The organism is Staphylococcus sp. HMSC072E01 (assembly GCF_001814125.1).
Lineage (GTDB): Bacteria > Bacillota > Bacilli > Staphylococcales > Staphylococcaceae > Staphylococcus > Staphylococcus hominis.
The window spans coordinates 158,177-184,545 of sequence record NZ_KV814968.1; the positions used below are offsets into that span (position 1 = coordinate 158,177).

The 26,369-nt window shown below is 28.9% G+C and carries 27 protein-coding genes and 1 pseudogene; 21 read left to right on the forward strand and 7 right to left on the reverse strand.

Translation table 11 applies throughout. From position 1 onward, the window contains the following. The first annotated feature begins 26 nt into the window (after window positions 1–26). Genes HMPREF2953_RS07275 through HMPREF2953_RS07290 form a run of 4 tightly spaced genes read left to right on the forward strand, consistent with a single transcriptional unit; the run spans window position 27 to window position 3,326 of the window. Window positions 27–905 carry an ABC transporter ATP-binding protein gene (locus HMPREF2953_RS07275; protein WP_070672606.1) on the forward strand — a complete coding sequence of 293 codons (879 nt, stop codon included), beginning with the start codon at window positions 27–29 and terminating at the stop codon, window positions 903–905. After that, window positions 898–1,632, forward strand: a complete 735-nt coding sequence (locus HMPREF2953_RS07280; RefSeq protein ID WP_049336379.1) for an ABC transporter permease — start codon at window positions 898–900, stop codon at window positions 1,630–1,632. Before HMPREF2953_RS07275 ends, HMPREF2953_RS07280 begins: the two co-directional genes overlap by 8 nt. Further along, complete coding sequence (locus HMPREF2953_RS07285) at window positions 1,633–2,727, forward strand: sensor histidine kinase (protein ID WP_049336377.1); 1,095 nt, start codon at window positions 1,633–1,635, stop codon at window positions 2,725–2,727. Further along, window positions 2,724–3,326, forward strand: coding sequence for a response regulator transcription factor (locus tag HMPREF2953_RS07290; RefSeq protein WP_070672609.1), 603 nt, complete (start codon window positions 2,724–2,726; stop codon window positions 3,324–3,326). Before HMPREF2953_RS07285 ends, HMPREF2953_RS07290 begins: the two co-directional genes overlap by 4 nt. A 109-nt stretch (window positions 3,327–3,435) precedes the next feature. On the opposite strand, the gene HMPREF2953_RS07295 is transcribed toward HMPREF2953_RS07290, so the two are convergent. After that, entirely contained in the window at window positions 3,436–3,627 is a 192-nt protein-coding gene (locus HMPREF2953_RS07295; protein ID WP_002448766.1) for a hypothetical protein, read from the reverse strand. A 168-nt stretch (window positions 3,628–3,795) separates the two neighbouring features. Here HMPREF2953_RS07295 and HMPREF2953_RS07300 point away from each other — a divergent pair, with 168 nt between their 5' ends. After that, complete coding sequence (locus tag HMPREF2953_RS07300) at window positions 3,796–4,341, forward strand: thermonuclease NucI (protein WP_070672613.1); 546 nt, start codon at window positions 3,796–3,798, stop codon at window positions 4,339–4,341. Window positions 4,342–4,392: 51 nt separating this feature from the next. Here HMPREF2953_RS07300 and HMPREF2953_RS07305 read toward each other — a convergent pair whose 3' ends face one another. After that, window positions 4,393–5,250 (reverse strand): hypothetical protein, encoded by an 858-nt coding sequence (locus tag HMPREF2953_RS07305; RefSeq protein ID WP_070672616.1) that lies wholly within the window; start codon window positions 5,248–5,250, stop codon window positions 4,393–4,395. A gap of 317 nt (window positions 5,251–5,567) precedes the next feature. Between HMPREF2953_RS07305 and HMPREF2953_RS07310 the strand changes: the two genes are divergently transcribed. Continuing rightward, a complete protein-coding gene (locus HMPREF2953_RS07310; protein WP_070672617.1) occupies window positions 5,568–6,149 on the forward strand; it encodes a hypothetical protein in 582 nt (193 codons plus the stop codon). A 50-nt stretch (window positions 6,150–6,199) separates the two neighbouring features. Here HMPREF2953_RS07310 and HMPREF2953_RS07315 read toward each other — a convergent pair whose 3' ends face one another. Then, window positions 6,200–7,579 (reverse strand): aspartate kinase, encoded by a 1,380-nt coding sequence (locus tag HMPREF2953_RS07315; RefSeq protein WP_049336367.1) that lies wholly within the window; start codon window positions 7,577–7,579, stop codon window positions 6,200–6,202. Window positions 7,580–7,778: 199 nt separating this feature from the next. Between HMPREF2953_RS07315 and HMPREF2953_RS07320 the strand changes: the two genes are divergently transcribed. Genes HMPREF2953_RS07320 through HMPREF2953_RS07335 form a run of 4 tightly spaced genes read left to right on the forward strand, consistent with a single transcriptional unit; the run spans window position 7,779 to window position 11,896 of the window. Then, window positions 7,779–9,056 carry a homoserine dehydrogenase gene (locus tag HMPREF2953_RS07320; RefSeq protein ID WP_049336365.1) on the forward strand — a complete coding sequence of 426 codons (1,278 nt, stop codon included), beginning with the start codon at window positions 7,779–7,781 and terminating at the stop codon, window positions 9,054–9,056. 5 nt (window positions 9,057–9,061) lie between these two features. Further along, on the forward strand, window positions 9,062–10,123 hold the full coding sequence (gene thrC / locus HMPREF2953_RS07325; protein WP_002449107.1) for a threonine synthase: 1,062 nt from the start codon (window positions 9,062–9,064) through the stop codon (window positions 10,121–10,123). Between the two features lies 1 nt (window position 10,124). Next, entirely contained in the window at window positions 10,125–11,042 is a 918-nt protein-coding gene (gene thrB / locus HMPREF2953_RS07330; RefSeq protein WP_070672622.1) for a homoserine kinase, read from the forward strand. Window positions 11,043–11,092: 50 nt separating this feature from the next. Further along, window positions 11,093–11,896: a Cof-type HAD-IIB family hydrolase gene (locus tag HMPREF2953_RS07335; protein WP_070672625.1), complete on the forward strand. Its 804-nt coding sequence runs from the start codon at window positions 11,093–11,095 to the stop codon at window positions 11,894–11,896. Window positions 11,897–11,979: 83 nt separating this feature from the next. Here the strand turns inward: HMPREF2953_RS07335 and HMPREF2953_RS07340 are convergent, their stop codons facing one another. Together HMPREF2953_RS07340 and HMPREF2953_RS07345 are read right to left on the reverse strand one after the other, a co-directional pair. Then, on the reverse strand, window positions 11,980–12,294 hold the full coding sequence (locus HMPREF2953_RS07340; RefSeq protein ID WP_070672628.1) for a hypothetical protein: 315 nt from the start codon (window positions 12,292–12,294) through the stop codon (window positions 11,980–11,982). A gap of 136 nt (window positions 12,295–12,430) precedes the next feature. Further along, window positions 12,431–13,879, reverse strand: coding sequence for an amino acid permease (locus tag HMPREF2953_RS07345; protein WP_070672631.1), 1,449 nt, complete (start codon window positions 13,877–13,879; stop codon window positions 12,431–12,433). Window positions 13,880–14,127: 248 nt separating this feature from the next. Between HMPREF2953_RS07345 and rpmG the strand changes: the two genes are divergently transcribed. The 4 genes from rpmG to HMPREF2953_RS07365 all read left to right on the forward strand — a co-directional run bounded on the left by rpmG (window position 14,128) and on the right by HMPREF2953_RS07365 (window position 16,930). Beyond that, entirely contained in the window at window positions 14,128–14,277 is a 150-nt protein-coding gene (rpmG, locus tag HMPREF2953_RS07350; RefSeq protein WP_001265708.1) for a 50S ribosomal protein L33, read from the forward strand. A 171-nt stretch (window positions 14,278–14,448) separates the two neighbouring features. Further along, a complete protein-coding gene (gene rpsN / locus HMPREF2953_RS07355; RefSeq protein ID WP_002449108.1) occupies window positions 14,449–14,718 on the forward strand; it encodes a 30S ribosomal protein S14 in 270 nt (89 codons plus the stop codon). A 194-nt stretch (window positions 14,719–14,912) separates the two neighbouring features. Continuing rightward, window positions 14,913–15,890: a GMP reductase gene (guaC, locus tag HMPREF2953_RS07360; protein ID WP_070672634.1), complete on the forward strand. Its 978-nt coding sequence runs from the start codon at window positions 14,913–14,915 to the stop codon at window positions 15,888–15,890. A 14-nt stretch (window positions 15,891–15,904) separates the two neighbouring features. Continuing rightward, complete coding sequence (locus HMPREF2953_RS07365) at window positions 15,905–16,930, forward strand: CAP domain-containing protein (protein ID WP_049336351.1); 1,026 nt, start codon at window positions 15,905–15,907, stop codon at window positions 16,928–16,930. Window positions 16,931–17,134: 204 nt separating this feature from the next. Here HMPREF2953_RS07365 and lexA read toward each other — a convergent pair whose 3' ends face one another. Continuing rightward, window positions 17,135–17,755: a transcriptional repressor LexA gene (lexA, locus tag HMPREF2953_RS07370; RefSeq protein ID WP_049336350.1), complete on the reverse strand. Its 621-nt coding sequence runs from the start codon at window positions 17,753–17,755 to the stop codon at window positions 17,135–17,137. 143 nt (window positions 17,756–17,898) lie between these two features. On the opposite strand from lexA, the gene sosA reads away from it, so the two are divergent. The 7 genes from sosA to sbcC all read left to right on the forward strand — a co-directional run bounded on the left by sosA (window position 17,899) and on the right by sbcC (window position 26,043). Continuing rightward, entirely contained in the window at window positions 17,899–18,132 is a 234-nt protein-coding gene (gene sosA, locus HMPREF2953_RS07375; protein WP_049336348.1) for a DNA damage-induced cell division inhibitor SosA, read from the forward strand. A 185-nt stretch (window positions 18,133–18,317) separates the two neighbouring features. Continuing rightward, on the forward strand, window positions 18,318–18,557 hold the full coding sequence (locus HMPREF2953_RS07380) for a DUF896 domain-containing protein (RefSeq protein ID WP_002449118.1): 240 nt from the start codon (window positions 18,318–18,320) through the stop codon (window positions 18,555–18,557). A 101-nt stretch (window positions 18,558–18,658) separates the two neighbouring features. After that, window positions 18,659–20,647 carry a transketolase gene (gene tkt / locus HMPREF2953_RS07385; RefSeq protein ID WP_049336346.1) on the forward strand — a complete coding sequence of 663 codons (1,989 nt, stop codon included), beginning with the start codon at window positions 18,659–18,661 and terminating at the stop codon, window positions 20,645–20,647. Window positions 20,648–20,878: 231 nt separating this feature from the next. Then, window positions 20,879–21,121 (forward strand): YneF family protein, encoded by a 243-nt coding sequence (locus HMPREF2953_RS07390; RefSeq protein ID WP_037541068.1) that lies wholly within the window; start codon window positions 20,879–20,881, stop codon window positions 21,119–21,121. 132 nt (window positions 21,122–21,253) lie between these two features. Beyond that, window positions 21,254–21,721, forward strand: coding sequence for a CcdC family protein (locus HMPREF2953_RS07395; RefSeq protein WP_049336344.1), 468 nt, complete (start codon window positions 21,254–21,256; stop codon window positions 21,719–21,721). 160 nt (window positions 21,722–21,881) lie between these two features. After that, the gene (sbcD, locus tag HMPREF2953_RS07400) at window positions 21,882–23,006 is read left to right on the forward strand and encodes an exonuclease subunit SbcD (RefSeq protein WP_070672638.1); all 1,125 of its coding nucleotides are present in this window, start codon (window positions 21,882–21,884) and stop codon (window positions 23,004–23,006) included. A gap of 1 nt (window position 23,007) precedes the next feature. Continuing rightward, window positions 23,008–26,043, forward strand: coding sequence for an exonuclease subunit SbcC (gene sbcC / locus HMPREF2953_RS07405; RefSeq protein ID WP_070672640.1), 3,036 nt, complete (start codon window positions 23,008–23,010; stop codon window positions 26,041–26,043). A gap of 64 nt (window positions 26,044–26,107) precedes the next feature. Here the strand turns inward: sbcC and HMPREF2953_RS11070 are convergent. Next, a pseudogene (locus tag HMPREF2953_RS11070) lies at window positions 26,108–26,369 on the reverse strand (IS3 family transposase); the annotation flags it as partial.

The following is a 26,369-nucleotide window of genomic DNA, read 5'->3' on the forward strand; positions in this document are numbered from 1 at the left end:
ATATTAACAAAAGGAAGTGATGAGTTATGATTCAAATTCGATATTTATCTAAAAGATATAATGGAAAGACAGTATTGAAAAACATATCACTAAATATAGAAAAGGGTATGAGTACTGCATTAATAGGAAAAAATGGAGCCGGAAAATCAACTTTAATTAATATTTTAATTAATCATTTGAAAGCAGATACGGGAGAAATTATAGATATAGATCATGAATTAAATTTAAATCATATTGGTGTATTATTTCAAAAAACATCTTTTCCTAGGTTAATAAAAGTAAAAGAATTATATAAATTATTTTGTCAACTGTACAAGGATGCAATTTCAATAGATGAATTTAAAAAAATTACAAAATTGAATGATAGCCAGTTGAATCTGTATGCAAATCACTTATCTGGTGGACAACAACGTATATTATATTTTGGATTGTGTTTAATAGGAAAACCAAAGCTTCTCATTTTAGATGAACCTACTGCAGCTATGGATGTTGAAATGAGAGAACATTTCTGGACAATGATAGGGAAATTAAAAAAAGAAAATGTATCTATTTTTTATACTTCCCATTATATTGAAGAAGTAGAACGAATGGCAGATAAAGTTATATTTCTTGATCAAGGTATTATTAAGTTAAATGATTCACCTAGAAATATATTAACCAACCAACAATATTCAATAATTAAAGTGCCAAATACAGTAGACAATGATTTACAGAATTTAACAAATTATTTTGATGTAAAAATTGAAGATACTATTTTAAAAATTAAAACATCTGATGTTAAGAAAGTAATATATTATTTGGAAAAATTAAATATAAATTTAAATGACATTACTATCGAAAAGCAAACATTGTTAGAAACAATTTTATTTGCGGACGTAAAAGAGGTAGGGATTCGAGATGAATAATATCATTTTATTAAAAACAGAATTGAAAATTATTTTTCGAAAGAAACTAACTACATTCTTATCAATCATATTACCGGTAGGCTTTTATTTATTATTTACTTCTTTACTAGACTTACCTGAAGAGGCGAAACAGCAGTTCTATAAAGAATATATGTATAGTATGACAGTGTTTAGCTTGATGAGTTATTGTTTAATGCAATTTCCTATAGAGATTATTGAAGAAAGAAACACAGGTTGGATTAAACGATTAATGGTAACGCCTTTATCTAGTAAAACTTATTTTACTACTAAAATTATAAAAACAATATTGTTATTTTTATTGGCTATTATTTTAATTTTTACTGTTGCTCATCTTTATAAAAATGTAAATATGAGTATACAACATTGGTTACTTTCAGGTGTTTCGTTATGGATAGGTGCAAGTTTATTTTTAACCTTAGGATTAGTAATCGCTCAATTTAATGAGACTCAAAAGGCAAATAGTATAGCAAACATAATTAATATGTTGTTAGCGATATTAGGAGGATTATGGTTTCCAGTTCAAACATTCCCAATTTGGTTACAAAAAATTTCGAAAATTACTCCAACATATCATTTGAAAAATTTGGCACTGGAATTAGTTAAAAATCAAGGATTAAACATTACTTCATTATTTACTTTAATTGTATATAGTATACTGTTTTTAATTCTTGCAATGTGGATTAACCAAAGAAAAGAAGTGAACTAGATGGAAAAAAGAAAATGGAGTATTAGATTAGGAGAACTTTCTACGCTTTTATATTTGTTATTTCCAATTATAAGTATCTTTGATGAAAAACGAGGTTCTCAAACTGTATATTTAATTGTTTTAGCTATTTTCATTGTGTCTTATCTTATGTTAGTAATATATTATTATCGATTTAACAATAACGTAATATATAGTCTATTAGTGGTTCATTATGTAGGAATTATATATTTTGTTTATACTATTAATCCAATGAATAGCTTATTCTTTTTCTTTAGCGCATTTGCATTACCTTTTATGTTTGAAGTAACAATTAAGTCTAAAGAATTTATTACATTTATAATTGCAATGCTGTTATGTCTCACAATTACAAGTTTTTATCAAATAGAATATGTTTCTGTATTAATTATCTTTTATTTAGTTATTTTAATTATTACACTAGGAAATTTTAAAACTAAAAAAGATAGAGCATTAAAAAAAGAAATAGAAGAGAAAAATAAATATATTAATACATTAATTGCAGAACAAGAACGTCAACGTATAGGGCAAGATTTACATGATACACTAGGGCATGTATTTGTAAGCCTTAGTTTAAAATCAGAATTGGCATATAAGTTGATTGATAAAGATCAAGAAAAAGCTAAAAATGAAATATTAGCGATTAATCAGATATCTAAAGATACCTTAATTAAGGTAAGAAATATTATTGAAAATTTAAAATCTCAAAGTTTTGAAGAGGAAATTCAATCTATAAAAACTGTTTTAAAAGATGCAAACATTCAATTTGAATTAAAAAATATAAGAAAGGTAAATGTTTTAAATCCAACAAAGCAATCTATACTATCAATGATTTTGAGAGAAGCAATCAATAATGTCATTAAACATGCAAAGGCTAGTAAGATTTATTGTGAAATGATACAAGAAGATAATAACCTATCCCTAATTATTCAAGATAATGGAAAAGGTTGTAACACCACTGAAGACTTTAAATTAAAAAGTATAGAAAATAGAGTTCAACTTCTTAAAGGAAAATTAGAAATTAAATCTAAAAATGGTATGCATATACGTATTATGATACCAAGAGAGGATATTAAATGATTAGCATTATAATAGCTGAAGATCAATATATGTTGAGAAAAGCGATGATTCAACTAATTGAATTTAACGATCAAATGAAAGTAGTTAATGATTATGATAATGGAGGTGACGCATTTGAGTTCATTGAAAAATATCATCCAGATATTGCAATTTTAGATATCGAAATGCCAGGGCTAACAGGTTTAGAAGTATTATCTAAAATAAGAGAATTTAAAATTGATACTAAAGTAATAATTGTAACTACATTTAAAAGACCAGGTTATTTTGAAAAAGCTGTGGCAAATGAAGTAGATGCTTATGTATTAAAAGAACGTTCTGTAGAAGATTTAATACAAACTATTAAACATGTTATGAATGGTGAAAAAGAATATAGTACTTCATTAATGACTACTTTATTCAAAGAATCTAATCCCTTAACACATAAAGAACAAGTTGTATTACGTGAAATTGGAGATAATCTAAGTAGTAAAGAAATTGCAGAAAAACTTTATCTTTCAGATGGAACAGTTAGAAATTATACGTCTAATATAATTGATAAATTAAATGCAGAGAATCGATTTAATGCTTGGAAGAAAGCAAAGGAAAAAGGCTGGATATAAAAAGTAAGAAAAATATTTAAATAAATAATGTATAAAAAAGACTGAATTGAATGATATTTAATGTTTTCAATTCAATCTTTTATTGAGAGTGACATTGTATGATACTCTCTTATTTATCTTTTCGTTTACGTATAATACTTTGAATAATATAAACAATAAATCCAACTAAAATGCCTAACAATACTGCTATAACAACCGAAACAATAATAGGCAGTTTATAAACGATTTGTAAAATAACGCCAACGATAATAGCAATTACGACAGCAATCATCGTGACTAAATTTTCATTACGTTCGCTCATGTATTTCACTCCTAACATGTATAATTATATCATGTTGAATATCAATTAATCATTTTTTGAAAATAAATTCAATATAGGTAGACTTTTTAGGTCGAAAGTATTGATTGATTATTAAATACATATTATATATTATATTTGAGTATTAAAAATATAATATAGGAGGCACCTATGAATTCAAAGAAAAATTCAACAATAATTGTTTTTGCTGTCATTGTTATTGGCGTATTAGCATTTCAATTTTTAAATCATACAGGGCCATTTAAAGACAATAGTCAACATTCTTCATCTAATTCAACACAGACAGAATTTAAAGGAAAAGAAAAAGTCCACGTTAATCGGGTTGTAGATGGAGACACATTTGTGGCTAAGAAATCAAATGGTGAGCAAATTAAGGTACGTTTAATTGGTGTTGATACACCAGAAACGGTTAAACCTAACACACCAGTTCAACCTTATGGAAAAGAAGCTTCTAATTACAGCAAACAACATTTAAATAATAAAGATGTGTATTTAGAATATGATAAGGAAAAAGAAGACCGTTATGGTCGTACATTAGCCTATGTATGGTTAGATGAAAAAACAATGTATAACGAAGAATTAGTTAAAAAAGGATTAGCTCGTGAAAAATACTTTTCACCTAACGGTAAATATAGAAGTACATTTGAAAAAGATGAACAGCAAGCTAAAAAAGATAAAGTGAATCTTTGGAGTTAAACAATGAGTATGGGAGAACATTCGTCAAGAATGTTCTCCCATACTCATTGTTTAGTTATGAAAATTTTCAACAATAGTATTAACTTGAGTTTCAGATAGAGGGTGTTTAGATAATTCAATAGCATTATTAATCACAGATTCTAAAGAAGATTTTGTGGATACTGTATCAATATATTTCTCTCTTTCGTCAGCACCTTCAATTATATTAACACTACCATCACTAAAATAAATGACCCCAATACTTTGAACTTTATGATTAAAATATTTTTCAATGCCATCTTTTAAGATTTTTGCATTAATAGCAGCTTGTTCATAAGGATCATGTTGATAAAATTCATAGATGACTCGATTGTTTTGAATTTTTTCAACAAAAGTATATATTTCATCACGATTTGAATCAAATTGACTATGATATTGCTTACTAATATAATGACCTACAATTTGTTCTACACTTTGATCATTACCCTCTAAGTGATCAGAAGTAGGTAAATCAAAATGATAAAATGTTTTTTGTTTCCAACTTTTAACGTCAATATTAATAAGACCTACGTCAGATACAACTATATAGTCAAAGGTTCTTGCATACTCAAACAGTGGATGTTTAGTAGCTAAATTACTAGTCGTAATGATATTATAATATTTTAATTTTCCTGAAGCTTTAAAACGGTCTAAGATATCTTGTAATTCACGTTTAGCATTACGTTTTGAATGAGGACTAATCTCGTTATTAGAACTTAATATTTTATTTTTAAGTTCTAAATTTTCTTTACTGAGTAAAGAATTTTTAGAGACCATTTGATTTTTAGCGTAAACTTCAGTATCTATTCTATCTTGCATGTATTTTTGATTAAGTATAAATGCAAGTATAAGAATAACAATAATAATAAGAAGAATAATCGTATGTGTCATATGTTCACCTCCTGTTTAATATTTGTAAATTAGAAGATTAATGATTAAATTAATTTTCTATAGAAATCAATAATTAATTATAAACAAAATATATTTAATGTTCAATAAACAAAAAATGATAATTTAAGTTGAAAAAGAACATAATAACAGGATATAATTTATTCATTATTATAAATATAAAATTGTGTAAAATTATATCTTATAACCTAAAGAAGAGTTAAAAGATTTACAAATTTTTCACAAATTAAAATTGAAAATATAAAATTGTGTCTGTATAATTAACTTATGAAAGCGTTTCCTTTAAGGAGGACAGTTGTATGTCTCATCACCAAAATCATGTAGAAGAACTAGTTGGAATATTAAAAAATCAATGCCGTACAGCGTTCAAATTTCACGGTGAAGTTGCTATTCAACTATTTTTAAATGAACTTTTTGAATTACCTTCGAAAGTCGATATTTGTGTAGAAAGAAAACGAATAGTAGAGGTTTTAAAAGTTATTCCTTCAAGTTATACATTTAAATATTATGATATGTCCAATCATAACATGGATAAAGATAATTTAGATATTCTATCTATTTCTCAAATAAACGTTGTTAATAATGATAAAGTTATTTTAAGTATTTTTATTTATGATGTTATAAATGAGGAATGGATATTTAGACTAAACACTAATATCCGACTACCTAAAAGTAGTATTTACTTTCATTCATTAACTTGGGATGTCGATTATATTAAACCTGAAATCGTATTAATGTATGATTTACTAGATTATCAACAAAACAATTCAGAAGCCAATTATAAGTCAGTTTTAGATGCTCTAAGCTATTATCAATTTGTGATTTTAAAAATGGTAGTTGGAGAGCATAAAATTGAAAAAGCACTTACACAAAAAGTTTAATATAAAAAATCTGAGACAAAATAAATGTCTCAGATTTTTTTATGTAATGGTTATTTAGGACATAAATTTTTTAAGCATACACCATGATAGCAATACTCATAAGTTGATAACACAGCTTTATCTGCATTTTCTCTTGAAATACCAAACATCATAGAAATTTCAGAAGCACCCTGATTAATCATTTTTAGGTTGATATTGGATTCTGCTAGGGCATGTGTGATTGTGTTAGCAGTTCCGACAGATTGAGTCATTCCTTCACCGACAATCATTAAGATGGCAAGGTCATGGTCAATGCTTAATTCATCAATATCACATTTTTTTCTAATCGTACTCAATACTTCATTCTCTTTGTCTTTAATTTGATTAGAACGCATAATAATACTAATATTATCAATACCTGATGGCATATGATCGAAAGAGATATGATAGTCTTCTAATATTTCTAAAATTCTTCTTGTAAAACCAATTTGTCTATTCATTAAGTATTTCTTAATATTTATAACTGTGAAATCTTTATCGCAACTAATGCCAATAATTTGATTTTTATCTGTGACTTCACGATCATGGCGAATAAAGGTTCCTTTGTCCTCTGGATGATTTGTGTTTTTAATGACTACGGGTATTCTATGTTTATATAAAGGCTGTAATGCTTCATCGTGAAAAACACTGAAGCCGGCATATGATAACTCACGCATTTCTCTATATGTAATTTCTTCAATAAGTTCAGGATGTTCAATTACATTTGGATTTGCCTTAAAAATACCAGATACATCTGTAAAATTCTCATATAATGATGCTTTAATACCACGTGCTATGATTGCACCTGTGATATCTGAACCGCCTCTCGGAAAAGTAACAACATAGTTATGTTTAGAAACACCAAAGAAACCTGGGATAATAATTTTTCCTTCAATTTCTCTTAATTTATAAATTTTATCATAAGCGTCTTCTAAAATTTGTGCTTGTTGTGGTAAGTCAGTTACTAAGATACCAGCATCTTTTGGTGAGAGATATGTTGTTTTAATGCCTTGAGAATCGTTGTATTTAGCGATAAGTTGAGCATTAAAATTCTCACCACATGATAACAATGCATCGTATAAACGATCATGCTTATCGTTTAATTGTTTAATGATTGTTTCAAGTGTTTCATCTATTGTTTCTAAGAGTGTAGACTCCATATTTAATTCTTCTAAAATATCTGCATAACGTTGAATAATCTCTCTTTTTTTATCTTGATAATCCAATTGATTGATTACTTTTTCATATAGACGAATAAGTAAGTCAGTTGTTTTAACATCATTCTTATGTCTTTTACCAGGTGCAGATACAATAATAATTTTTCTGTCTGGGTCATCATTGACGATATTTAGGACTTTTTTAATTTGTGTTGCATTTGAAACAGAACTTCCACCAAACTTAGCAACTTTCATAAAATATACCAACCTTTCTAAAAAATCAGAAAATTCTATTTAATTTCCTGATACTACATGATAATATATATCTACATATTCACTTTTTCTTTTAAAAGTCCTATTCAACTAATTTGATTTAATAGTATAATAAATTTAAGTGTTTTTCAATAAAACAATTGTACTTCTCAATAATACAAATGGGAGGAAGATAAAAATTATGAAGGAATTAAACGTCGCATTACTGGGGTTAGGAACAGTAGGCTCAGGTGTAGTAAAAATTATTGAAGAAAATCGACAACAAATTAAAGATACTCTAAATAAAGATATTGTTATTAAACATATTTTAGTAAGAGATACCACTAAAAAAAGACCTATTAATATTAGTCAATATCATTTAACAGAAGACATTAATGAAATTTTAAACGATGAAGATATAGATATCGTTATAGAAGTAATGGGAGGAATTGAACCAACTGTTGATTGGTTAAGAGAATCTTTAAAAAGAAAAAAACATGTCATTACAGCAAATAAAGATTTACTTGCTGTGCATTTAGAATTACTAGAGAACCTAGCAGAACAACAAGGCGTAGCCTTAAAATTTGAAGCAAGTGTTGCAGGTGGTATTCCCATTGTTAACGCGATTAATAATGGGTTAAATGCTAATAATATCTCTAAATTTATGGGGATTTTAAATGGTACGTCAAATTTTATTCTTTCAAAAATGACAAGAGAACAAACTTCATTTGAAGATGCACTTGCTGAAGCACAAAGATTAGGATTTGCTGAAGCAGATCCTACTGATGATGTAGAAGGTATTGATGCAGCTAGAAAAGTAGTGATTACTTCTTATTTATCATTTAACCAAGTAATTAAGTTAAATGATGTGAAAGTAAAAGGTATCAGTAAAACAACGTTATCTGATATTAATGTAGCAGACAAATTAGGTTATAAGATTAAATTAATTGGTAAAAGTACATATCATCATAGCGAAGTTAATGCATCCGTTGAACCAACCTTAATACATAAATCACATCAGCTTGCAGCAGTAGAAAATGAATACAATGCAATTTACGTTATTGGAGATGCTGTAGGGGATACTATGTTTTATGGTAAAGGGGCAGGTAGCTTAGCTACTGGTAGTGCAGTAGTGAGTGATTTATTAAATGTAGCACTCTTCTTTGAGTCAAATTTACATACACTTCCACCTCATTTCGAATTAAAAACAAATAAAACTCGAGAATTAATGGATAATGGTGACGCAATTGCTATTGGTGAAAAATTAAATTACTATGTTGTCATTCATAGTAATGAATCAATTGATAAACTTAAAGATCAACTTAAATCAGATTTACCCTTCCATAAATCACTTCAAATAGAACAACGTGATTCTAGTTCTTATGGCGTTGTGATTATCGGATTAGACCAATCACCTGAATCACTACTTAGTAAAGCAAATTACAACATTGAAAAAATTTATCCAGTTGAAGGAGTTTAATAATTATGAAAAGATGGCAAGGTTTAGTAGAAGAATTTAAAGATTATTTACCGGTTAATGAAGATACACCTAAACTTACTTTAAATGAAGGACATACACCACTGATTCACTGTGCTAATATATCAGAAATGCTAGATATTGATTTATATGTTAAATATGAGGGTGCTAATCCAACCGGTTCTTTTAAAGACAGAGGAATGGTAATGGCTGTAACAAAAGCGAAAGAACAAGGTAAAAAAGTAGTGATTTGTGCTTCAACAGGAAACACTTCTGCCTCAGCAGCAGCTTATGCTGCACGTGCAGGTTTAAAAGCAATTGTAGTGATTCCCGAAGGAAAGATTGCTTTAGGTAAACTTTCGCAAGCGGTCATGTATGGTGCAGAAATTGTCTCAATTGAAGGTAACTTCGATGAAGCATTAGAAATCGTTAAAGAGATTGCACAAAATGATGATGATATTGAATTAGTAAATTCTGTTAATCCATTTAGAATAGAAGGACAAAAAACAGGGGCATTTGAAATTGTGGAGCAATTAGAAGAAGCTCCAGATGTTCTAGCAATCCCAGTAGGCAACGCAGGAAATATTACTGCTTATTGGAAAGGCTTTAAAGAGTATCATGAGAAAAAAGGAAGTCAACTTCCTCAATTATTTGGTTTCCAAGCAGAAGGAGCCTCACCAATTGTTCAAAATAAAGTCATTAAAAATCCTGAAACAATCGCTACAGCAATCCGTATCGGTAATCCAGCAAGTTGGAAAAAAGCGACTGTTGCGTTAGAAGAATCAAATGGTCTCATTGATAGTGTGACTGATGATGAAATTTTAGAAGCGTATCAATTAATGACATCTAAAGAAGGTGTATTTAGTGAACCAGCAAGTAATGCTTCAATTGCTGGTTTAATCAAATTACAACGTGCAGGAAAATTGTCGAAAGGTAAAAAAGTAGTAGCAATATTAACTGGTAATGGACTAAAAGATCCAGACACTGCTATCTCAGTTTTAGATAATCCAATTCAACCGCTTCCAAACAATAAAGAAAGTATTATCAATTATATTAAAGGAACACTTTAATATGAAGCCATCACTTCACCTGAAAATACCTGCATCAACTGCTAACTTAGGAGTAGGATTTGACTCTATTGGTATGGCAATTAATAAATATTTATACCTATATGTTGAGGAAGCGGAAGGAAGTAACTGGGAATTTAGATATTTAAACGAAGAGTTAGACTCATTACCGAAAGATAAAAGTAATTATATCTATACAGTTGCACAACAAGTAGCTGAAAAATATAATGTGACTTTACCTAATTTAAAAGTGTCGATGAGAAGTGAAATTCCATTAGCAAGAGGGTTAGGATCATCTGCATCCGCTTTAGTTGGAGCATTATATATCGCTAACTACTTCGGTAATATCCAATTATCTAAGTATGAGTTACTACAACTAGCTACTGAAATAGAAGGGCATCCTGATAATGTAGCGCCTACAATTTATGGTGGATTACTCGCAGGATATTATAATCCTGAAACCAAAGAAACAAATGTGGCACATATTGATATACCTGATGTAGATGTGATTCTTACTATCCCAACATATGAACTCAAAACAGAAGACTCACGTAGGGTACTTCCAGATAAGTATTCTCATGAGAAAGCAGTTCAAAATAGTGCGATTAGCAATACAATGATTTGTGCATTAATTCAACATAATTATGACCTTGCTGGAAAAATGATGACACAAGATGGTTTTCATGAACCTTATCGTCAACACTTGATTCTTGAATTTGAAAAAGTAAAAGTACTATCCCAAAAATATGATGCTTATGCTACAGTGATTAGTGGAGCAGGCCCAACGATATTGACATTGAGTCGTAAAGAAAAAAGTGGAGAACTTGTGAGAACATTAAAATCAGAAATAACAACTTGCGATTCTGAACTTGCAACAATTAATAATGTAGGTGTTATTGAAGAAGTTGTGTATCCTTCATAAAATTATTGTAAAATAGATAAGAGCAAAAATGAAAGGAGAGCAACTAAGAAATGAGTAAATATAAAATGATTGTTATGGATATGGATGACACTTTAATGACAAGTGATAATGTTGTTAGTCCTGAAACCAAAGACTATTTAATTCAACTACAAGAAGAAGGATATAAGATTGTTTTAGCTTCTGGAAGACCAACTGAAGGAATGATTCCAGTAGCTAAAGAATTAAAGTTAGATCATTATCAAAGCTATATCGTTAGTTATAATGGTGGTAAAACAATTAACGCTAAAACAGAAGAAATTGAAGTAAGTAAAAGTGTAACTAAAGATCATTTTGATAAAATTACAGATTATTGTCGCGAAAAAGGCTTTTTAACATTAACGTATCAAGACGGACAAATTATCTTTGATACAGAACATGAATATCGTAAAATTGAATCAGAATTAACTGGTCTACCTATGAAACAAGTGGATGATATTAAAGCGTATATTCAGTCTGATGTACCTAAAGCAATGGGCGTTGATTATGAAGAAAATATTTCAAAAGCACGTAACGAATTAAATGGAACATTTAATTCTGATATTGATGTGACGACGAGCAAACCTTTCTTCTTGGAATTCATGGCTAAAGATGTTTCTAAAGGTAATGCAATTAAAGCTTTATGTGAAACGTTAAATATTTCATTATCAGAAGTGGTTTGTTTTGGAGATAGCCTCAATGACCAATCAATGTTTGAAGTTGTAGGATATGCTGTAGCAATGGGAAATGCGAGTGAAGAATTAAAAAAGATTGCAGATAAAGTTACATTAGATAATGATTCTAATGGTATACCAGTAGCACTTAAAGAATTGCTATAAAACATTTATATAAATTAAAGAGGAAGCGGAATGAATTCGTAATGAATCAAGTTTCGCTTCCTCTTTTTTATTATCATAACTAGTTATTTAGCAGTGTGTGTCCAGTCGTGTTTACCTTTATTTCTTTTTACATAAGCATAGACTTGATCAGCTGCATAATCTAAATTTGTATATACTGTGATTGTATATGCAGATTGGTTATCGTGAAATGGCTCATCTTGAAATACATCTTTTAAATGTGTAAATAAGTTTTCCATTTGATCATGAGTTAGACTAGGATACTCACGTAATGTGCGTTTCAGTAATTGTCCATTTCTTTCTTCTAAAGATTGTACGACAATAAGAAAACGTTCATCACTCTTTATTACGTCATCAAATAAATTTGTTTGACCTACCATATTCAGTCACCTCTAAGTCATTATCATTATACTCATTATACAAAATAAACGACTATTAGAAAATATATATATTGTGTTTAATAATAAAAATAGGAGTAGAATTGTATTTAATTCTACTCCTAAATAAACGATGATATTAATCATGATAATGATGAGTTGTAAGATCCATATGATCTAATTTTACAAATTTAGTTTTACGAATCAATTTATGTACGATAAAGATAATTGCTAAGACAATTAAAGGCATGATATTAACAAAAAAATCACCTATATTACCATTAAATAAATCACCGATAGAATTACCAAGGTATAAGAAGATTAATGTAGCAAACACAATGATAGGACCTAGAGGGAAAAGCGGTGATTTGTAAGGCAATAATGTATTAATGTCTTTGCCTTGACGTTTAATACCTCTACGTAAACGTATTTGAGCCCATGCACTTATTGCCCATACAATAATCACTAACGATCCAATGATATTTAACAAGCTAAATACTGCATTAGTATAAAAATTAGCTAGAATAATAATTGCTACTACTAAAATGTAAGTAGTAACTAATGAACGCATCGGTAATTTTGTTTTATTATTTAATTTACTTAAAAACTTTGGTGCTTGCTTTTCATCACTCAAAGAGAAAAGCATTCTACTTGTTGTATACATTCCAGAATTCGCTGCAGATAGTAACGATGTAAGAATAACAGCATTAATAATTGATGCTGCAAATGCTATACCAATTCGATCGAAAACTATAGTAAATGGACTTTGAGATACTGATTGATTTTTATTTAATAATAAAGGATCAGTATAAGGAATAATAGCTGCAATGACGACAATAGATAAAACATAAAATAATAAAATTCTCCAAAATACTTGCTTAACAGCCCTTGGCATAGTTTTTTCTGGATTATCAGATTCACCTGCAGTGACCGCTACAACTTCCGTACCACCCACAGAAAATCCTGCTACAAGTAATACTGCTAAGAAGCCAGATAAACCACCTACAAAAGGTGCTTCACCTTTGGTATAATTCTCGAATCCATATGTATGTCCACCAAGAATACCAAAAATCATTAATATACCGACAACAATAAATACAATAATTGTGACTACTTTAATTAATGATAACCAAAATTCTGTTTCGCCAAATGCTTTAACAGTAAAGATATTTAATAGGAATATAATCGTTATAAAAATTAAACTCCATACTAGAGGACTGAAAATTTTAAATACATCCCAATAAAATAAAACATTAGAAGCTACCATTACATCAACGCTTGATACTAAAGACCATAGAATGTAATACAACCAACCCATTGTAAAACCGATAGACGGATCAATGAAACGGGTAGCATATGAACTAAACGAACCAGATACAGGATAAAATGTAGCAAGTTCTCCAATAGATGACATTAAAAAGTAAAGCATGATTCCTATCAATAAATAAGCTAAGATAGCTCCTCCAGGTCCTGCTTGAGAAACGACACTACCTGTAGCAACAAAAAGTCCAGTGCCTATTGCACCTCCGATAGCAATCATAGATATGTGTCTTGACTTAAGACCGCGTTTCATATTGTTATCTTCCATATAATATCTCCTAAATTAAAATTTAAAATATACAAATCATTTTAATCGTTTTGGTTCAAGTATTCAATAACTTTTGAACTATTTGTTTTAAAAATTTTAAATTTTCTGATTTTTTAAACGCTTAGTTTTTGATATGTAGAAGGAAACGGACTAAATTAAAATAAACTTATTGCGTAAAAATAAAGAATATGATAGAATTTTAAATCGTAAGAATTCCTAATTATATATAACGAGAAAGGATGTTATTGATGCGCGTTAATGTAACTTTAGCTTGCACTGAATGTGGCGATCGTAATTATATTACAACAAAAAATAAACGTAATAACCCTGAGCGTATTGAAATGAAAAAATATTGCCCAAGATTAAATAAATACACGCTACACCGTGAAACTAAATAATTCCTTATCTTTTAAATACGACAAAAAGATAAACTATTATAGACTCATACATGTTTAAAATGAATAACATGTATGAGTCTTTTAATTTTAAAATAAATGTCTTTGTAATTTTTTAAAAGTATGTTAAGATATAAAACGTAATTATTACGATTTATAAAAAGGAGAGAATATATGGCTAAAAAATCTAAAATAGCTAAAGAATTAAAAAGAGAAAAATTAGTAAATCAATATTATGAATTACGTAAAGAACTGAAGGAAAAAGGAGATTATAAAGCATTAAAGAAATTACCAAGAGATTCATCTCCAACTCGTTTAACAAGAAGATGCAAAGTGACAGGACGTCCTAGAGGTGTAATGAGAAAATTTGAAATGTCTAGAATTGCATTTCGAGAACATGCTCATAAAGGTCAAATTCCTGGTGTGAAAAAATCTAGTTGGTAATTGAAATTAATACTTTAGTCCGTTTACATTGTATTTAAAAAATTGTAAAGTATATAAGGATATAAATAATAAGAGCGAGAAAAAGGTGATTTCTCGCTCTAGATTACGTTATAAATAATTGTGTAAAGAGTCAGATATTTTATTTATGTCTACAGTGTCTTTTAAATATAAAATGTATAGGAGAAATTTAAAGTATGAAAATTTTTGATTATGAAGATATTCAATTAATTCCAAATAAATGTATTGTTAATAGTAGATCTGAATGTGATACGACTGTACAATTTGGACCTAAAAATTTTAAGTTACCAGTGATTCCTGCTAATATGCAAACAGTTATGAATGAATCTTTAGCTGAATGGTTTGCAGAAAATGATTATTTTTATATTATGCACCGTTTTGATGAAGCAGGTCGTATACCTTTTATAAAAAAAATGCAAAATAAAGGACTTTTCGCTTCTATTTCAGTGGGTGTAAAGGAAACTGAATTTGAATTTATAGAAAAATTAAAAACTGAACATTTAATACCTGAATATATTACAATTGATATCGCTCATGGTCATGCTAATTCGGTTATTAATATGATTAAACATATTAAAAAACATATTCCTCAATCATTTGTTATTGCGGGTAATGTAGGAACCCCTGAGGGAGTAAGAGAGTTAGAAAATGCTGGTGCAGATGCTACTAAAGTTGGTATAGGACCAGGACGAGTGTGTATTACTAAAATTAAAACTGGATTCGGTACAGGCGGTTGGCAATTAGCTGCATTAAACATTTGTAGTAAAGCTGCACGTAAACCAATTATTGCTGATGGAGGTATTAGAACACATGGTGATATTGCGAAATCTATTCGTTTTGGAGCCACTATGGTTATGATTGGTTCATTATTTGCAGCGCATGAAGAATCTCCTGGCGAAACAGTTGAGTTAGATGGTAAACGTTATAAAGAATATTTTGGTAGTGCCTCCGAATTCCAAAAAGGGGAACATAAGAATGTTGAAGGGAAGAAAATGTTTGTGGAACATAAAGGTTCATTAAAAGATACCTTAGTTGAAATGCAACAAGATCTTCAAAGTTCAATTTCCTATGCTGGTGGCAAAGATTTAAAATCACTAACTACTGTTGACTATGTTATTGTAAGAAACTCAATTTTTAATGGCGATAGAGATTAATATATATTTAGTAGGTGAATATTATTAAAAAGTTCCTTTTATTTACTGCAATATTTTTGTTATTTATCATTATAAAACCCATTGAAGAAAACCAGTTTTTTATTCATTTACAAAATAATGTAAGAGATAAAGTAGAAGTTTTATTAAATGAAGATACAAGTTTTAAAAATAATGTGCTTAAAGTTCCAAAAAAACAAGAATTTGCAGTTAATAATATTCAATTAAATATGTCTCAAAAGGAAGTAGAAAATAAGATAGGGCGACCAAAAAGAGTGACATCAAATGAATATGGTACAAAATGGTACACTTATTACAATGATGATTATCAAAATTTTTTAATGGTAAGTTACATTAATAATAAAGTTAATGCTTTATTTAGTAATCAAAATATTATAACTTCTAAATCTAAAATTAAATATAATACCCCTAAAAAAGTGGTTGAACAACGTCTCGGTAAACCAGTAGATAAAATTACAAAAGGACGTTATCGTTTTGTTGTAAAAAATAATGAATATGATGTTTTTTATAAAGATCACATTTATACCACTGCATTTTACGATAAACATAATAAAAATAACTTAACAGGGTTGTTGCAAGTGAGTGAATCGATGGAAAACCGATTACAAAAGCAATATGGTGCACCATCTACAACGCTAGAAAAAAGCTTTGAATATCAAAATTTTGATTTAGTTAATGCAGAAAGAAAACAACACGGATTAAATACATTGGATTACTCTAAAAAAATATCTCATACTGCAAGAAAACATAGTGAAGATATGGTTAAAAATAATTATTTTGATCATACTGATTTAAATGGTCATTCACCTTTCGATAGAATGAAACGTGATGGTATTCAATTTAATGCTGCTGCTGAAAATTTAGCTTATGGTCAACAAAGTAGTATTTATGCTCACGAAGGACTTATGAATTCTCTAGGACATCGAGAAAATATTTTAAATACGCATGTGAATACATTAGGTGTAGGTGTAGATTTTAATAAAAATCGACAACCATTTTGGACAGAAAACTATGCTGGATAATGTTTGATTTATAATATATAGGGGTATGTTCTTTTTGCAAGGAAGTTGATATTATGCCTACAAAGAAAAATAAAAAAAAGATATACTTGATAAAGTTAAAGAGATTTTAAATAAAAAATAAAACTAGAAGTGCTTAAGCACTTCTAGTTTTTTGTATATTAAACATATATATAAGAGATTTTAACGTAACAAACAAGAGATAAACTACAATTCTCTATAAAGACCAATGACTTTACCGATAACTGTTACATTATCTAAGTAAATAGGACTCATAGCACTATTTTCTGGTTGTAAACGATATCGATTTTTTTCTTTAAAAAAACGTTTTACAGTAGCTTCATCATCTTCAGTCATTGCTACGATAATATCTCCATTTTCAGCAATAGTTTGGCTTCTTACAATTACTTTATCTCCGTCTAAAATACCCGCTTCAATCATACTTTCACCGATAACATTTAAAATAAACACATCACTATTATGTGTGGATGTTAAATGTTCTGGTAATGGAAAGTATTCTTCTATATTCTCTACTGCTGTAATTGGAACTCCAGCTGTAACTTTACCGATAACAGGAACATAGATAGTTTCTTCTCTAGTCATATCATTATTTTGGTCATTCACGATTTCAATTGCTCTAGGTTTAGTAGGATCTCTTCTAATATATCCTTTTTCTTCTAATCTAGATAAATGACCATGCACAGTTGAACTTGAGGCAAGACCAACAGCTTCACCAATCTCTCTTACACTTGGTGGATAACCTTTTATTTGAACAACATGTTTAATATAATCATAAATCTCACTTTGTCTTTTAGTTAACTCTCTCATATATAGGCACTCCCTAAGTTTATTTTAATATAGTATATCATTTTTTGATTTTTTAAACAAACATTTGTTCGTAATTCTATTGACTAAGAACACTAGTTCTGTTAAGGTATTTATACAAACAAACGTTCTAGGAGTGAAAATAAATGCTTAGTAATCATACTAGTAATATCATTAAAAATATAATTGTCCTAGTAGTATCTTGCATCGTTTTTTTGGTGTTTTTTACTAACTTATATCAGAACGCTCATACGGAACACATGTACGAAATTACCGATCATACGATCCCTAAAAAAGCGATGTTAAACGATGATTATAAGAACGATATACCCAATAATACAGAACAAACAGACTATAAAGTGTTCGCCTTAGTTAAATAAATATTTAAGAGATATAGATAAAAAGTTATTACTTCTAAGAAATGGGAATATGAAGTATTATATAAAAATACTTCATTTATTTTAGAAAGAGTTTATGATGCTTAGATTTTTTATCTATGTCTCTTTTTGTTATATTAATTAAGTATTTTATATGTATTAAAGAAAAGAATAGGAAGTGTAATGACATGTCAAATAATAATTTAAATATAGATAGAATTAATGAATTAGCAAAAAAGAAAAAAGAGCAAGGTTTAACAGAAGCTGAAGCAAAAGAGCAATCTAAGTTGCGTAAACAATATTTAGATTCTTTTAGAGAGGGATTTAAACAACAAATTGAAAGTACCAAAGTCATTGATCCAGAAGGCAACGATGTAACGCCTGAAAAACTTAAAAAAATTCAAGAAAGAAAAAAGAATGATCAATAGTTAATAACATTTTAATCATTAACATTATAATCTTATCATTTACTATATTTTTAAGTTATAATATAAAAAAGATGATTAATTCTAGAAGGGAAGTATGTAAGATGTTTAATGAAAAAGACCAATTAGCTATTGATACTATACGTGCATTAAGTATTGATGCAATTGAAGAAGCAAATTCTGGTCATCCTGGTCTGCCTATGGGAGCTGCACCAATGGCCTACACGCTTTGGACTCGCCACTTAAACTTTAATCCACAATCTAAAGATTACTTTAACAGAGATAGATTTATATTATCTGCAGGTCATGGTTCTGCTTTACTATATAGTTTATTACATGTCTCTGGAAGCTTAGAATTAGAAGAATTAAAGCAGTTCAGACAATGGGGTTCTAAAACACCTGGACATCCTGAGTTTCGTCATACAGATGGTGTTGAAGTTACAACAGGTCCATTAGGACAAGGATTTGCTATGTCTGTAGGAATGGCTTTAGCTGAAGCTCATTTAGGTGGTAAATTTAATAAAGGTGATATTAACGTTGTAGATCATTATACTTACGTGTTGGCTTCAGATGGAGATTTAATGGAAGGTATTTCTCATGAAGCAGCTTCATTTGCTGGTCATAATCAATTAGATAAACTTATTGTATTATACGATTCAAATGATATTTCACTTGATGGTGAACTTAACAAATCTTTCTCAGAAGATGTAAAACAACGTTTTGAAAGTTATGGATGGAACCATATTTTAGTAAAAGATGGCAACAATTTAGAAGAAATTGATAATGCGATTACTAAAGCTAAACAGCAAAGTGGTCCTACGTTAATTGAAGTTAAAACAATTATTGGTTACGGCGCGCCAAATGTTAGCGGTACAAATGGTGTTCACGGAGCGCCACTTGGTACTGATGAAAGAAAACTTACATTTGAAGCATATGGATTAGATCCAGAAAAACGTTTCAATGTTCCAGAAGAAGTATATGAAATCTTCCAAACAACAATGTTAAAACGTGCAAATGAGCATGAAGATGAGTGGAAAGAAAAATTAGAAACATATACAGAAAAATATCCAGAATTAGCTGAAGAGTTTAAATTGGCAATCAGTGGTAAATTACCTGAAAATTATAAAGATGAATTACCAAAATTCAGTAGTGACCATAATGCAGCTACTCGTGCAGATTCTGGAGAAATCATTCAAGCAATTAGTAAATCTGTTCCTTCATTCTTTGGTGGTTCTGCAGATTTAGCAGGATCTAATAAATCAAATGTTAAAGAAGCTACAGATTACAATCCTAATACTCCAGAAGGTAAAAATGTTTGGTTTGGTGTAAGAGAGTTTGCTATGGGTGCTGCAGTAAACGGTATGGCAGCACATGGAGGTTTACATCCTTATGGTGCTACATTCTTCGTATTTAGCGATTACTTAAAACCAGCATTACGCTTATCTGCAATTATGGGATTGAATGCAACATTTATCTTTACACATGATTCAATTGCTGTAGGTGAAGATGGTCCAACACACGAACCTATCGAACAGTTAGCAGGTTTAAGAGCTATTCCAAATATGAACGTCATTCGTCCAGCAGACGGTAATGAAACAAGAGTAGCATGGGAAGTTGCATTAGAATCTAAACAAACACCAACATCTCTAGTTTTAACTCGTCAAAACCTTCCTTATTTAGATGTAGATGAAGAAACGGTTGAAGAAGGCGTACGAAAAGGTGCATATATTGTATTTGAAACTGAAACTAAACCTGAATATCTATTGTTAGCAACTGGCTCAGAAGTAAGCTTAGCTATTGAAACAGCTAAAGATTTAGATAAACAAGGCAAAGGTGTAAGAGTAGTTTCTATGCCAAACTGGTTCGCTTTTGAGCAACAATCAGACGAGTATAAAGAATCAGTTATTCCAAAAGAATTAACTAAACGTGTTGCAATTGAAATGGCTTCACCACTCGGTTGGCATAAATATGTAGGCACTGAAGGTAAAGTAATTGGAATCGATGGTTTTGGTGCAAGTGCACCAGGAGACTTAGTTGTTGAAAAATATGGCTTTACTAAAGAAAATATTTTAAATCAAATTCGCACTTTTTAATATTATGATTTAGTCAACATAGAGAGGGCGGGAAATGAATTCAAAATGAGTTCTTTCCTGCTCTTTTTTATTTTATGAATAGTACTTTATATGAAGTTATTTATAAATATTAGTATTCGTGTTAAACAGTTTGTTAATATAAAAACGAAGTGGTGTTATTCTAAAACTAACTCTTGAAATCAAGATAGTTATTTAGTAAAATTCAGTAGGATATAGAAAGTGGGTGAAACAATGGCAACTTGGTTAGCAATTTTATTAATCATTGTAGCACTTATCATCGGACTAGTTGGTGGTTTCTTCTTAGCAAGAAAATATATGATGGACTATTTGAAAAAAAACCCACCTATCAATGAAGAAATGTTACGTATGATGATGATGCAAATGGGACAAAAACCGTCTCAAAAGAAAATCAATCAAATGATGACGATGATGAACAAAAACATGGATCAAAACATGAAGAGTTCAAAAAAATAATAGTTATTAAAGGATTGTATGCCATAAGGGTTTACAATCCTTTGTTTTTGTTGTAAAACATTTTTAGTTGGAGTATTTAAGAATTATAATAGTATTAAACTTTTAGTTATGTGAATATAAGAAGGTGTAAATTTGGCATATTTAATTTTTTCCATAGTATTTGCATTGTTTATGGGGATTGTTGTCATAGTTATTCGTATGAAAGCACAAAAGTTCCCTGTAAATGAAAAGAAAATTATTTTACCTCCTATCTTTATGTCGACAGGTGCTTTGATGTATGTCATTCCATATTTTAGATTAACTGGGGCTGAAATTTTAGAATCTATCATTTTAGGTGTGATATTTTCGTCTGTACTTATCTGGACAAGTCATTTTGAAGTTCAAGGTGCTGAGGTATATATGAAACGATCAAAAGCGTTTCCAATCATTTTAATTTCGCTTTTAATTATTAGAACAATCATAAAAATATTTATTAGTAGCTCTATTGATCCAGGAGAAATCGGAGGCATGTTCTTTTTATTGGCATTTAGTATGATTGTTCCTTGGCGTTTAGCTATGTTATATAAATATAAAAACGTTAAAAAATCTTTAGTCTCATAATAGAGATTAATAATATTAGCTTATCTAAAATTAAATAAAATATTATTTTTTGATATTAAATTGAATTGAAGTTTAGAGCGAGTATGTGAGTTCATTGAGAATTCAATCTCGCTCTTTTTTAAAATTAAATTATAATTCTTTAAAAAGTAAGGGGAATGTTATGAAAATTATACATACTGGAGATTGGCATTTAGGAAAGATACTTAACGGAAAACAATTTCTTGAAGACCAATCATTTATTTTAGAACAATTTATCCAATGTTTAAAAGATGAGAACCCTGATGTAGTTGTGATTTCTGGGGATATTTATGATACAACTTATCCAAGTAAAGAAACTATTCATCTTTTTGAAAATGCTATTCATACTATTAATATAGATATGAATATCCCTATGATTATTTCTAATGGTAATCACGATGGTAAAGAACGATTGAATTATGGGGCTTCATGGTTTGAACATTCCAAACTCTTTATTCGTACAAAATTAAAACATATGAATCAACCTATCGTATTTAATGATGTACATTTTTATGTACTTCCATTTGCTACTATTAGTGAAGTAAAAGAATTTTTTAAAGATGCTTCTATTCAAACGTATCAACAAGCAACAGAAAAATGTATTAATTATATAGCAGAAAATTTGAATAAAGAGAAAATAAATATTTTAATTGGTCACTTAACGATAAATGGAGGAAAAACTTCGGATTCAGAAAGACCTTTAACAATTGGGACTGTTGAAAGTGTTACTAAATCATGTTTTAACGTATTTGATAAAGTGTTATTAGGACATTTACATCATCCATTTAGTATTAAAGATGACATTATTGATTATTCTGGTTCACTGTTACAATATTCATTTTCAGAAATAAACCAGCCTAAGGGATATAAACGTTTGGTGGTTCAAGATAAAAATGAACTATCAACATCATTTGTGCAACTTAAACCTTTAAGAGAACTTGAAGTGGTGGAGGGCGAATATGATGAAGTGATTCAAGGACATATTCAACCTAAAAATAAAGATAATTATATACATTTCAAACTTAAAAATATGTCGCATATTAGTGATCCAATGATTCATTTAAAACAACTATTCCCTAATACTCTTGCGCTTAGCAATATTACTTTTGAAAATGAGGGACCTTTACATCAGACACAAATACAACAACAAGACGATCAAACTATTATTAAGCAATTTTATAAGATGATTACAGATAATGAGATGACAAAGTATCAGGAAGAAAAAATAAATAATTTAATCACTTTGGTATCGAATAAGGAGGTCTAAAATGAAACCAATAAAATTAACGTTAAATAATTTTGGCCCATTCTTACATGAAATGATTGATTTTACTCAAATTAAAAACGATCAACTTTTTTTAATTAGTGGTAAAACTGGTTCGGGAAAAACCATGATATTTGATGCAATTGTATTTTCGTTATTTGGAAAAGCTTCTACAGAAGGCAGAAGTGAAGCGGGATTAAGAAGTCATTTTGCAGAGGCAAAATCTCCTATGTGGGTTGAATATGAATTTCAACTCAATGAAAAATATTTCAAAATTATTCGTCAAGGCGCTTTTACTAAAGAGGGAAACACTAGTCAAACACCAGGAAAACTAGATGTGTATGAATATGATTCTAAAAGTGAAACATATGAATTAAGAGAAAGTAAAATCAGCGCTGGAAATCAATATATTAAATCATTACTAGGTGTTAATGCTGAACAATTTAGACAGTTATTTATTCTTCCACAAGGTGAATTTAAAAAATTTTTAGTATCCAATAGTACAGATAAACAGGGGATATTAAGAACTTTATTTAATAGTATACGTTTTGAGGAAATTCAAAATTTGCTCAAAAATGAAATGAAAGAAGAGAAAAAACAAATTGAAAAAAGATATGATCAAATTAAATTACTATGGGAAGATATTGACACATTTGATGATGAGCAATTAATTCAATTGAAACAAATTCATCATATAAAAACTCAAGAATTAATACAGACTATTCCCAACTTCAAAACGATAGGTCATCAACTTGAAGAACAAAGATTGCACATAAAAAATGAGCAAAAAGAACAATTACATTCTATAATAAAACGCATTGATTTAAATAAAAAGTTAGAACAACAACTGATTGAATTAGAAGAATATCATCAATTAAAACATCAATTAGATGAACAGATTGAAGACATACAAGCGTTAAAAGTAAAATTAAATCGATTAAAAGATACTGGTATGCTATTTAATTTATATGATCAACAACGTTTGAAAGAAGAAAAGTATCAAATAATAAAAACCAAAATAATAGAGACTGAAAATAAAATATCGCAAATAAATAATAAAATAAGTATACTTGAAAAAGAACATAAACAATTAAACAAGATGAGTGACTCATACCACTTAAAAAGTGAGAATTTAGAACAATCGAAGCCTTTTTATCATCAATTGGATAAATATCAACAAGCATTTGAAGAGCAAGAACATATTATTCATAATTATAATGAAATGATGAAAGAGCAAGAGCAGTTAATTAATAAAGAACATAAAATGAGTAAATCTATTGATAGCTATAAAGTGGATAATAAAGCTATTGATGAGCTAACTGAACAAATATATCAATTACAAAAACAATTAGATGAACAACAGAATTTAAAAGATAAGTATGAAAAACAAGTTTCCCTAAAACGACAATATCATCAACATTCAAAAGAGGTACAAAATTTAAAAAATGACATTGATACACTTAATCAACAGTTAGAAATCATTGATAAACGTAATATTGATTTAAATGATAAACAAACCTTTATTATTGAAATACAATCAGCGTTACGTATTGGCGATACATGTCCAATATGTGGAAATGAAATTGAATCTTTAAATCAGCATATTGATTTTGAAACTATTAATCAAAATCATCAATTACTTGATAAACTTTCTAATGAAATTAATGAAAAAAAACAGCATTTAAGTAAAAGCGAAACGACGTGTGAATTACTTTCTCAAAACATATCAGATTTAGGAGAGATAGAGTATAAATCGATTAATTTAGACCAAATCAAAGAAAAGTTACAAAGTGCAAAGTCTGAAAAAATACAATTACAACAACAATTAGAAGAGTTAGATAAATTACAACAAAAATTTCATGCATTACAGCAAGAGAAGCATCAGCAAGAACTTAAATTAGAGAAATTAGCTTCTCAAAAACGTCAGAATCAAACTTTAATTCAAGATTTTGAAATAAGTACAGGATATTCAAGTATTGAAACTTTTAAAAATTATTACTTAAGTCTTCGAAAAGAGATTGATGAATATCATCAACATGTTGATGATACTAATAAAAACATGCAATCATATCAAAATGCGCTAGCTATAGAAAATAATAGTGTTGATAATTATTTAGCTACGAGTAAAGAACTACAAAAAGAATTAGATTATTTTGCAACAACTATCCGAAAAGAAATGAAACGATTAGGTTTAGAAAATGAAGATGAAATAAAAAAATTAAAGCAGGAACTTCAAAATAAAGAACATATTGAGAAAAGAATTAATCAATTCGATAAGGAACAACATAAATATAACGTTGAAATAGAACGATTAACACGCCTTACAAGTGAAAAAGAACTTGAAGATATATCTAATCTTGAAATGCAAAAAGAACATATCGAAGAAAAATATAATCAGTATGTTAATGAGGTTGTATCAATACAATATAAAATTAAGAAGAATGATGAAAAATTTGCAAAAATAGAAAAACATATTCACTATTTAGATGAAGAGTTAAAAGAGCAGCAACAAATTTTTAATTTATCTGAGGTTTTATCTGGAAAGAATCATCAAAAATTATCGCTTGAAAACTATGTATTAATTTATTATTTAGAAAGAATTATACATCAAGCAAATATTAGATTAGATATAATGAGCGGGCGAAGATACCAACTTAAACGAAGAGAATCAATATCACAAGGATATAGTGGATTAGAAATCGATATATTTGATTTATATTCTAATAAGTCAAGACATATTAGTTCATTATCAGGGGGAGAAACGTTTCAAGCATCCCTGGCTCTAGCATTAGGATTAAGTGAAGTCGTACAACAAGAATCTGGAGGTATTACGTTAGAATCAATGTTTATCGATGAAGGATTCGGCACACTTGATCAAGAAACTTTAGAAACATCTCTTGATACATTATTAAATTTAAAAACATCTGGACGGATGGTAGGAATTATCTCTCATGTGAGTGAATTAAAACAACGAATTCCATTAATACTTGAAGTAAATACAAATCAGTATCAAAGTTACACAAGATTTAAATGGAAATAACAAAAAACCATTGGAATATTGGCACTGAACCCTTAAAATGGGAACTTAATAAAAACACTATGTTCTAGGCTGCTAATTCTCTGTATTTTACAGGGGATAAGTAGCCTAGTTTTTGTTGAATTCGATTATTAATATAGTTTTTAATGTATTTTTCGACAATATCTATTACAATATGATTAGAGCTATTAAGCTGATTATTGATGTAAAAAGTTTCAGACTTTAGCGAGGAATGAAAACTTTCTATCGGGGCGTTATCGGCAGGTGTTCCCTTTCGGGACATACTTCTGATAATGCCTTTTTCTTCGCATCATTGATAATAAGCATAA